The 9,265-nt window shown below is 52.2% G+C and carries 10 protein-coding genes and 1 tRNA gene; 4 read left to right on the top strand and 7 right to left on the bottom strand.

Annotation, left to right across the window (positions count from 1 at the left end):
• The first annotated feature begins 726 nt into the window (after positions 1-726).
• A tRNA-Ser gene (locus HPY71_15130) sits at positions 727-832 on the top strand.
• A 106-nt stretch (positions 833-938) separates the two neighbouring features.
• Here HPY71_15130 and HPY71_15125 read toward each other — a convergent pair.
• From HPY71_15125 to HPY71_15115, 3 genes are all read right to left on the bottom strand, one after another.
• Entirely contained in the window at positions 939-1,673 is a 735-nt protein-coding gene (locus HPY71_15125; protein NPV54823.1) for a site-specific integrase, read from the bottom strand.
• A gap of 170 nt (positions 1,674-1,843) precedes the next feature.
• Positions 1,844-2,128, bottom strand: coding sequence for an Arm DNA-binding domain-containing protein (locus HPY71_15120; GenBank protein ID NPV54822.1), 285 nt, complete (start codon positions 2,126-2,128; stop codon positions 1,844-1,846).
• Positions 2,129-2,431: 303 nt separating this feature from the next.
• Positions 2,432-2,767 (bottom strand): hypothetical protein, encoded by a 336-nt coding sequence (locus tag HPY71_15115; protein NPV54821.1) that lies wholly within the window; start codon positions 2,765-2,767, stop codon positions 2,432-2,434.
• Between the two features lie 601 nt (positions 2,768-3,368).
• On the opposite strand from HPY71_15115, the gene HPY71_15110 reads away from it, so the two are divergent.
• Positions 3,369-4,064: an IS21 family transposase gene (locus tag HPY71_15110; protein NPV54820.1), complete on the top strand. Its 696-nt coding sequence runs from the start codon at positions 3,369-3,371 to the stop codon at positions 4,062-4,064.
• Here the strand turns inward: HPY71_15110 and HPY71_15105 are convergent.
• From HPY71_15105 to HPY71_15095, 3 genes are all read right to left on the bottom strand, one after another.
• Positions 4,059-6,110 carry a recombinase family protein gene (locus tag HPY71_15105; GenBank protein ID NPV54819.1) on the bottom strand — a complete coding sequence of 684 codons (2,052 nt, stop codon included), beginning with the start codon at positions 6,108-6,110 and terminating at the stop codon, positions 4,059-4,061. The genes HPY71_15110 and HPY71_15105 overlap by 6 nt on opposite strands.
• Positions 6,111-6,529: 419 nt before the next feature.
• On the bottom strand, positions 6,530-6,988 hold the full coding sequence (locus tag HPY71_15100) for a helix-turn-helix domain-containing protein (GenBank protein ID NPV54818.1): 459 nt from the start codon (positions 6,986-6,988) through the stop codon (positions 6,530-6,532).
• A gap of 164 nt (positions 6,989-7,152) precedes the next feature.
• The gene (locus HPY71_15095) at positions 7,153-7,491 is read right to left on the bottom strand and encodes a hypothetical protein (GenBank protein NPV54817.1); all 339 of its coding nucleotides are present in this window, start codon (positions 7,489-7,491) and stop codon (positions 7,153-7,155) included.
• On the opposite strand from HPY71_15095, the gene HPY71_15090 reads away from it, so the two are divergent.
• Both HPY71_15090 and HPY71_15085 read left to right on the top strand, forming a co-directional pair.
• On the top strand, positions 7,443-7,628 hold the full coding sequence (locus tag HPY71_15090; GenBank protein ID NPV54816.1) for a hypothetical protein: 186 nt from the start codon (positions 7,443-7,445) through the stop codon (positions 7,626-7,628). The two genes, HPY71_15095 and HPY71_15090, sit on opposite strands and share 49 nt — an antisense overlap.
• A 1,005-nt stretch (positions 7,629-8,633) precedes the next feature.
• Positions 8,634-8,879: a hypothetical protein gene (locus HPY71_15085; GenBank protein NPV54815.1), complete on the top strand. Its 246-nt coding sequence runs from the start codon at positions 8,634-8,636 to the stop codon at positions 8,877-8,879.
• A 103-nt stretch (positions 8,880-8,982) separates the two neighbouring features.
• Here HPY71_15085 and HPY71_15080 read toward each other — a convergent pair whose 3' ends face one another.
• Positions 8,983-9,219, bottom strand: coding sequence for a hypothetical protein (locus HPY71_15080; GenBank protein ID NPV54814.1), 237 nt, complete (start codon positions 9,217-9,219; stop codon positions 8,983-8,985).
• Between the last annotated feature and the right edge of the window lie 46 nt (positions 9,220-9,265).

Below are 9,265 nucleotides of genomic sequence, written 5' to 3'. Positions count from 1 at the left end.
TACCATGCCACTGCCACTTCTCGTGGTAACTGAGGGGGGAATAGATCATGCATCCCACCCCCTCTTCCTAGGCTTTCCCTTGCCACCGGGGGGTGGATCACCCCGAAATCCACCCATTTTCGAAGGGCCTCCAGGGATATGGAAATGCCATAGGTGATGTTGACCTCCTCCTGGGTTTCCTTTAATGTCAGCAATCTCGGGTTGAAGATTTCCCCCACTGTATAGACCTTCTTTCCCATGCGATCTACCACATTCATGTAAGGACGTTACACTAGGAATCTCCCTTCAGTTTCATAGTATAACATTCACCTCTCCGCATGTCAATACCCCGCAAGCAATTTCTTTCGTCGCGTGCGTAACTCTGGAGGTGCGGCCATTTATGTTAACTGGACATCCCAAGCGGCCGGAATGGTGTGAAATTGATAGTCAGTTTGGATCGAAATCGCTGGTCGATTCCCGTCGAAATGGAGGGTCAGTTTGTATCGGAGTACGCATGAGAACCCCTTCTAGGACTTGAAAACATTCGCATGGCACTTAATCCAGTTCTGTCTATCTAGCCGACGACAAAATTAATAAATATATGCCTGCTTAAAGAAAGCCTTTGACAACTCGGGCGGTCAGAGGTAATTCGCATATTGCAATTTCTTTCTCCTTATGCTATCTTCTTATTTGACAACAGCTGACAATTTCGACATCGAGAGTCAAGGTCAGCTGTTCGATTTTGAGGGGCCGTTGGGAGAAATCCTGATTTCATGCGGGTTTCAGGGTTTTGGTAGCCCTTGGCTGACTCTTAATCAGCGGGTCCGGGGTTCGAGTCCCTGATGGCGCACCAAATTTTTCAGTAACGGCGCGGGGTTGCAGGTTAGAAATATTTACCGGTGCTCCCCTGGAAGGCAGTTTAGTCACAGAATAGTCACGAGTTAAACTCTGGAAATCTACTACTCCTCTACTGGCGTGGTTTTTCTGACTTTACGACGAAAGAGGTTCTCTTCAAGTAGTTGGACGGCCTCGTCCTGCATGGTAGGCATCACGTGGGAGTAAGTGTCCATGGTGAGCTGTATTGAGCTATGGCCCAGCCTTTCCGATACCTTCTTCGGGTGGACGTTCCACTTGAGAAGTAATGTAGCGTGGGTGTGTCGGAGGCCGTGGAACGTGATATGCGGGAATCCTGCCTTCTTCATAACCTTGATGAAGTAGGGGCTTAAGGAGTCAGGATTTATCAGTGACCCATCCTCATGGGTGCATACAAGGCCTGTATCCTGCCACGCGCTTCCTGCGGCTAGGCGCCATTTCTTCTGCTGTAGCTTATGAGCCCTCAGCTCCTCCACTACGAAAGGAGGGATGGGGATAGGCCTCACACTACCCCTAGTTTTGGGTTGCCGGAACACATATTCCCGTTCTACGCGAAGCAGTTCTTGCGTTATGGTGATGAGCCCCTTATCAAGCTCTACGTCCTCCCACCTGAGACCTAAAATCTCCCCTCGCCTAGCCCCCGTAGCGATAGCGAGCAGAGCCGGAATGTAGAGATAGGTCCCCTGGAGCACCTCAAGGGAGCGTTCCGCCTCTTCGAGGGTCAGGGTCACGGGGACTTTCCTTTCCACTTTCGGAAGGTCTACTAGGTCAGCAGGGTTACGAGATATGAGGCCCAGCTTTTCGGCCTCTCGCAACGCCATGTGAAGCACACAGTGATGATAACGAATGGAACGCGCGGATAATGCTTTTCCTTTGCTTTTCTGCCTATCTATGCGCCCGCTCTCCCTTGCCTGAGCGTAGTAACTCTGTAAATGAACGGGTTGTAGCTTTTTTAAGGGTATATTCCCAAGCGCGGGAACAAGATGCTTTTCTACACTACAATCATTCGATAGTCGCAAACAGTGTTCGGTGAGAGGTCGCCCGTACAGTGATTCTTGAGCCACTCACGAAGCCACTCGCCCACAGTTAACTTGCCGGGGTCGAGATACGTGCCCCTCTCCACCTCGGCAACATACTTTGCAAGTTCCGCCTCAGCCTCCTTCTTGGTAGTGAAGCCGGATATCCGCTTCTGCTTGCGTTTACCTGTTACAGGGTCCCTGCCCATGTCGAAGATAATCGAATATCCAGCCCCATATTTTACAACGCTTCCCCTCATAATCTCATTCCCTCCCATGAAGTATTGTTTACTATTTTATGGTAATATATGACACATTACATGTCAAGACGATAAAAAGGGGAGGGCTTGGGAGGAGATTGGGGTTTTTCGTCGAATATTGACATAGACAACATTAACCATAGTACCTCCGGCATGGAAACCGAGGACTCCGGTCCTGTAGATCGGTCGCTTGGGGGCGGGTGAGGGAGAGCGAAACCGGCCAGCCTATAGAGGGTTGGCTTTTGTTTTTCGGGAGATACGGGGCGTTGGGCTGCGCAGAAAGGGTAGCAAGGGCGAGTAGGATCAGGATATTCTTAGATAATAGCCTTGCTCATTTGCATCAGGGGCCATCGCTCTTTCTTTCTCATGTATCCTATCGATAGGCGAGACCAGGCACCTATACATTTTCAAAAGACTTATAAAAAATACGGTAAAAGCCGAGATCTGCCACTCCAGAGAGGGAGTATGCAAATGAAATGCCCCTACTGTGGCGAAGAAATCAAAGACGAAGCCAAAAAGTGTAAATTCTGTCATGAATGGATTAATGAGGAAGTAGCCGCGACATCGGAGGTGGAGATTTCCTCTAGTAGACTTTCGAACCCAGCTAGGAGATTGCTCGAAAATCCTCACAGCCTTCATATGTTGTAGCCATCCTTAGGAATTGTCCCAATATATTGTGGGATGTAGCCCCTTCGATAGGGTATGCGAGGAATCTCCTAAAAGGCCACGAAAAAGGCCGGATAGGTTTAATACCTGTCCGGCCTTTTCAACGCCTTTTAGGGCCTTTTACTTTAGAAACCTTGGCCAACCAATAAATGCCTACCGAAAAGGCAACATCCGTAGTAGGCTTGCTAAGTTCGCCTAGAAAGTTCGATAATTCATTTATCCTAGAACTTGAACCTTACTCCCAAACTAGCAGCAGTCCAGCGAGTGCCGATACCACCCTCCACATATGAAATCGGTGCGTTAGGATCTTCGGTAGCAAAATGTATCGTACCTTTTATAGAATTAAACCCATATTGCCCACATATATTGTTAACATCGGCAGTAAAATGTAATTAATCATCGCGGGAATTGCAATTAATCACCGGGGAAAATTGCAAGAAATCATCGGGGAAAAATGTAGTTTCACCGGAAATTGATGTCACTGAGGATGATAGTCCTACCTCACCATCGAAAGGCACCTTAAGCTTCTAGCACAAGCGAGGTGCCAAATATGACGATTGGAGGTAGGACTGTAATGGAGATTCGACAACTAAGGGAACAAGGCCTCTATTACAAACAGATCGCAGAGAGACTGGACATTGATCCCCGAACAGTAGCTAAGCACTGTAAGGGTGAGCCAGTCAAGGAAAAGACCCATAAGCGGCCGGGGGTTTTGTCGGGGTTTGAAGACTACATCATCCAGAGAATGACCCAAGGTGTTACCAACTCCATGGTTATCCTGAGAGAGATCAGGGCCCAGGGATACCGGGGTGGCAAGACAGTGCTCAGGGAGTTCATGGCTCCCTTGCGAAAGGGATTTCGCAATACCCCTACTATTCGCTACGAAACCGAGCCAGGTGAGCAGGCACAAGTTGACTGGGGCGAGTTCGGTACCATAATGCACGAGGGGAAGCGTCGCAAGCTCCACTGTTTTGTTATGACCCTGGGGTATTCCCGCTACATGTATGCTGAGTTTACTGTGAGTGAGGCTCTACCTTGCCTTGTTAGCTGCCATGAACGGGCGTTTCAGTACTTTGGTGGGTTTCCGAAGAAGGTCCTCTACGATAATATGGCGACGGTAGTAATCAGACACCCGGACAGCGGGGAGAAGGTGATCCACCCGCGATTTGATGAGTTCGCCAGGATGCTTGGCTTTTCTGCCCAGTTCTGTAGGGTAAGAAGAGCTCAGACCAAGGGCGATGCATCAGACTACACTCCTTTCCGATTATAGAGCAGCATTTTTCTGAAGCCAGGAACGCTTATGCTTTCCTTTTGGTGGTATATCGTTAGCCGGCGGTTGATAGAGGCATTCCCCCTTTTCGTCATAAGGGATTCCCTGAAGTAATCCCTGCCTGTGCCAAGATGAGACAGTGCGCGGGACGATTCCAAGTCTTTGCGCTATTTCTTTCTTTGTTAAAAGACCGGTTTCCCGTAGGCGCGCGTAGCGATCCTTCAACTTGTAGGTATACCGGATGTAGCGAACCAACTGTCCATCGAACGGTTGGCCGGTGCCGGTGCGAAAGCCCCGCGCGTTCAACTCCGTGGCGACCTCTTCTTCGGTATATTGGTCTAGGAGGCGATCAACTTCCTCCACCACCTGGCGGGGAGTCCGACGGGCATCGGGAGCGCTGAGAAGCAACGGTAGTTGGATGGTGCGCGTAGCCCCTCCCCGGAAGCGCACATGGACAGTGATCAGTTCACCTTTAAGCAAGGTAACGTCCTCGATCAGTAGCCGAGCCATTCGTTTGCGCTCCCGGGAGGGGGTGCGGGGGTCTTGCCACAGCCGCGGAAAGTCTGCGGCCAATTCCCTGATCTGTTGGCGCTTTTCCTCGCTTAAAACGGTAACCTTTGCCTTCTTCTCCTCCTCGAGCCGATGCTGGGCTTCTTCCAGTTCGCGCAGCCGCTGGTTCCAGGCGGCCTCTAATGCGTCGGCCACCAGTCGATAATCGGGATCGACCCGCAGGTAGCGGCGCTGAGCCAGGTCCGCCTCGTAACGGGCCCGTTCGACTTCCTGGCGGAGCAGTCGTTCCACTTCGTCGGCCCGCCTTTGCAACTCGTCGTCGATCGCCAGGACGACCTCGAGTGCCATCGGGGTGACGGACTCGACCAGGAGTTGTCCGATGGCCTCATCAATGGTGCGCCCAGGAATAGCCTGGCAAAGGGGTTCGGCATGCTCAATGCCCTCTCGTTGACAGATGTAGTCGGGAACGAGTCTGCCCCGGTAGAGGTGGTAGCGGAAGCTCATCCGTCGGCCGCAACGGCCGCAGATGATGAGGCCTTGCAACAGGGCCGGGCCCTCCCGGGGCGGGCTACGGCGTTCGGTTCCCAGGGTGCGGGCGTTGTCGCGAAGCCGCCGTCCATTTTCCTCAAACTCGTCCCAGGAGATGTATCCCGGATGAGCATCAGGCAAAAGGGAGATCCACTCTTCACGCGGGAGCTTATCTGTTTTATGGCGACCGTCAGGACCCCGCCGGTTACGCATTCGTCCGAAAAAGAAGGCGCCGGCATAGCGGGGGTTCTTAAGAATCTGCAGCGCTCTGGAATGGACTAACGGACACCAAACGAGTTCCCCTTTGCGGGGTCCTGTGCGCAGGCGGCGGGGAAAGGGGATTCCTTGCTCGCGGAAGGCCTTCACCGTGGCGGTAGCCGAACCGGTGCGCCGAAAAGTCAGGAAAAAGAGGCGCAAGGTTTCCTGCACCTGCTGATCCGGATCGAGGCTCACCTGGTTGTCGGGTCCATACACGAAACCGACCGGCAGGGGCGCCTTCAGTTCCCCCCGGCGGGCCTTACTGAGGATGCCTCCCCGCAGGCGCATCTGCAGGAAATGGAGTTCGGCCTCGCTCATCGTTCCTTTAAGTCCCAGGAGGAGCCGGTCGTTGAAGGAATTCGAGTCGTAGAGGCCGTCCTCGTCCAGGATGAGGGTGTCGGTAAGGGCACAGATCTCCAGTAGACGGTACCAGTCCGAGGAACAGCGGGCCAGGCGGGAGACCTCCAGCCCCAGGACGATGCCAACCCGCCCCATGCCAACGTCGGTCACAAGTCTCTGAAACCCTTCCCGGCCCGCCATCGAAGCGCCCGATTGCCCAAGATCCTCATCGATGACCACCACCCGTTCGGTGGGCCAGCCCAGCGCCACGGCCCGCTCCCTCAGAGCGTACTGGCGGTGGGTGCTCTCCGTATTTTCAAAAACCTGGCGCAGGGTGCTCTGGCGGACGTAAAGGTAAGCGTCGCGCTTAAGGTGCCGGGCCGTAACCTTTTGGTGCATTTCTCGATCCATGGTTTCTCACCCCCTTGATTTTGGCACACCGGGCTTTTGACAGAACCACCCTTAAACCCGTCAGCCTTGACTCGATAGCAATTTTAAACCCTGACCCAGTCGGCCGGATTTACTCCCACCTCACAAGCGGTGCTCGGATAAGCTAGGCCGTTCCGGGTACTATGGTTGCCGACAGCGCTTGCCGCAGCCTTCCGCCTGCAGGGCCATCTCCACCAGGAGCAAAACCACCTCGTTTTTTTCTTCGAAAACCCGGCGTTCCCGATGTGGCAAAGGGGGCGGTAGGCTCGACCAGGCCTGCATCCATCCGGCCAGGCCGCGGCGCAAAAAGAGAGCTAAACCCCGAACGGGGGTAGGCCCCAAAACCCCTTCTGTCACAACCTTCCGAAGCGCCTCGTAGCGCATAACCCAGTCGGCCTGCTCTATTTTGGGTGCCCCTTTTTTGTCCGGCGCTGGAGGCTCCGTTCGATGCTGCGCGGATGTACCTCGATGCCGAACTGCTGACGGAGGCGTCCGGCCAATTCCTTTGCCCGGGGAGGCGGCTTTTCGAGGAGCCATTCATCGATCACGGCCATCACCTCCCCGGTCAGCTTGTGGGCCCCTCGTGGACCAGGCTTCTCCGGGATTAACCCAGGCAGCCCCCGGGCCGCAAAGTCCGCCTTGGTTTGGTAGAAAGAAGGGCGGGAAAAGCCAAAATCCCGGGCGGCCCGGGAGACCGGGACGCCGTCCCGCTGGACGCGCCGAAGCATCTCATATTTGACCTGAACCAAATCCCGGGGATCGAAGAACTTCCCTCCCGTACGGAAAAGCTCGTCCTTCACGGCTTCCGGACGGGGGTTGAAGGCGTGGCAATCCCGCAGGGCTTTTTCCTTTTCGTCCATAGCTCACCTCCGCAGACTATGTTAGTTCAATTATGCCATATATATTTGCGGTGTCAAGCCCTTGGAAGCAATTAATCTTATTTTATCAATATCTTTCTTTGACGGCTTTTTCATGCCCCGGCTTCACCGGCATAATTGAATTTACAGCTGCGGCAAAATTTGCTTTACATACCACCGTCGTTTTGTCCCGCCAAAGCCCGGAGAAGATGGGCTAAGGCCAAAAGGTCGGCGGGCCTAAACAACGAGCGGCCGTTCGCCAGAGCTACGAATGGATCCGCAGGAGCGAGATTCGTCCAGGCCACGGGCATTGACTGCACGCGGCCGTCGGGGCCGGTGAAGATAACCCGCTCCTCTCCCCAGTTCTTCCGCACCGTCAGTAATTCTAATTCCAGCCCGAACCAGGGGTGAAAGGGATGCGTGACGCGGAAAACTTTGTCCGAAAAGTTTCCACCGTATGCAGTTGACGACTTTGAGTAAGGAGACGATAGAGGCCTTGAAGGCAGCGGGCCTGAGGGATAAGGTAAAGGTCATGATCGGGGGAGCGCCTGTGACGGATAAGTATGCGAACGAGATCGGGGCGGATGGGTATGCCCCTGATGCAAGCTCGGCCGTTGATCTTGCAAAGAGATTACTGCAATAAAAGAGAGTATCCAATCAAATAGTCTCACAGCATAGCGGGTTATAGTACCACCTATCTACTACGTGGGGGCATGTGTGTATAGACTTTCTCTAAAAAGCAGCGCCATGCCCCTATAGCTTTGAAACTTTGCCATCGGCCTTTGCTTTGACCTGCCTATTTGAGATTTCGACCAAATTCGATAGACTCCTGCATTCTTGATGAGGATCTCTTATCCGACCCGGGGAAATCGCAGTAAATTCTGTAGATAAACTCCTTACTACCTACTTAAATCCCATCATGTCGGTATTTAGCCCATTTGTAGTATGACCTGGGGAAGAGAAAGCGTATATCGTTGTTCGTATCTTCTACTAGGGGAAAATGCGTTTTCTTCAGGGGGAAAAGATGTAGTAAAAATTGTAGTGACCTTGTTTACTACGCTTCTAAAGCCGTCATATCCAGCACTTAAGGGCTATTTGTAGTATAGCCTGGAAGAGAGGGTGCGCTACTTCTATCTCAGCAGGTTCCCTTTTTGGGTACCGGGAATAGTTTTGAGGGAGTACCAGGTGTGGAGGAAAGGGATTTCTATCTCTCCTGAGCACCTCCCTTTACACATGAGCTGCTTTATTCAAACTATTACTACTTTTACTCCCTTACCTGGTAAGACCCTTATTACCAAGGTAGAGTAGGAGCCCCCTTTTTACGCGTTGTCTTTTACTACAAAGTCTCCGAAGCCTTGGTACATATAGATTTAATGACATTTTGAATGGTTACTACAGATTTTACTACAGACTTGGTTGTAGACCAGAGTACGTCACTCAAAACCTACCCTTTAAGCCCTGGAACCCGCAATATTAAGGGGTCGCCACCCTGGAATTTGCCTCAAAACTGTTCAAAACCAGTCAGAGAGGACTACTATAAAGGACATAAACTGGAATTTAAAAAGTAAGGTACTAGGATAGGACCTATATCCTAACTGACCCCTGATATATCTCCCAAAAGATAATTGAAGCCAGGTTGGAAAATGGGATGCATACAATAGGAGCTATTAAGCGTAACCGTATCATATATCCCCAGGGTATCCGCATATCTATTGCCGATTTCCTCAAATACATTATGGAGAGCGACCTCAACACTGTCACGGTCGATGGTAAGCTCTACGATGTCTACCGCTATGAGGGTAAGGTCGGCAAGATAGATAATGCGGTAGTCCTCATGTGCTGGGACCCTTTTTTCGTGACCGTTTACCCCTCAGGTGGGTCACTTTTAGATTAGCCAATACATTTCCCTCGACAATTTCACTTATTTGATCCACGCATTCTGTACGGGATCCATCTCAGAGCCAGCCTGGCCCATCTTGGCCTATTTTCTTACATGATCACGACATGACATACGATACGAATTCGTCGTATGCTTTGGCGAAGGATTTGAGGGTAGCCTGCACAGGTGGGTAGCTATCAAAATCCGCAGACTTCAGGCCGTCCTCATCATACGCCTTGTTGAAGAGGTCGCTCTTCCTGAGCCTTTTGATGATCTCCTCCGGCACCTCCTCGCCAAGCGCCGGGGAGATGGACCTCGGCTCGCTGTCGTACTGCTCTGCCTTATCAGGAAACACGGTAATATAAAGCAGCGAGCTTCCAGCCCCGATTAGCCTGTCTATG

The organism is Bacillota bacterium (genome assembly GCA_013178125.1).
In the GTDB taxonomy this organism is placed as follows: domain Bacteria; phylum Bacillota; class SHA-98; order Ch115; family JABLXJ01; genus JABLXL01.
Note: the sequence above shows the minus strand (reverse complement) of the source record. Positions and strands in the feature narration are given on the sequence as shown.

What these genes read in the sequence shown, in the direction of transcription:
- HPY71_15125 (NPV54823.1), bottom strand. Translation starts at nt 1,673, where the DNA reads ATGGCGTTGCGAGAGGCCGAAAAGCTGGGCCTCATATCTCGTAACCCT.
- HPY71_15120 (NPV54822.1), bottom strand. Translation starts at nt 2,128, where the DNA reads ATGAGGGGAAGCGTTGTAAAATATGGGGCTGGATATTCGATTATCTTC.
- HPY71_15115 (NPV54821.1), bottom strand. Translation starts at nt 2,767, where the DNA reads ATGAAGGCTGTGAGGATTTTCGAGCAATCTCCTAGCTGGGTTCGAAAG.
- HPY71_15110 (NPV54820.1), top strand. Translation starts at nt 3,369, where the DNA reads ATGGAGATTCGACAACTAAGGGAACAAGGCCTCTATTACAAACAGATC.
- HPY71_15105 (NPV54819.1), bottom strand. Translation starts at nt 6,110, where the DNA reads ATGGATCGAGAAATGCACCAAAAGGTTACGGCCCGGCACCTTAAGCGC.
- HPY71_15100 (NPV54818.1), bottom strand. Translation starts at nt 6,988, where the DNA reads ATGGACGAAAAGGAAAAAGCCCTGCGGGATTGCCACGCCTTCAACCCC.
- HPY71_15090 (NPV54816.1), top strand. Translation starts at nt 7,443, where the DNA reads ATGCAGTTGACGACTTTGAGTAAGGAGACGATAGAGGCCTTGAAGGCA.
- HPY71_15085 (NPV54815.1), top strand. Translation starts at nt 8,634, where the DNA reads ATGCATACAATAGGAGCTATTAAGCGTAACCGTATCATATATCCCCAG.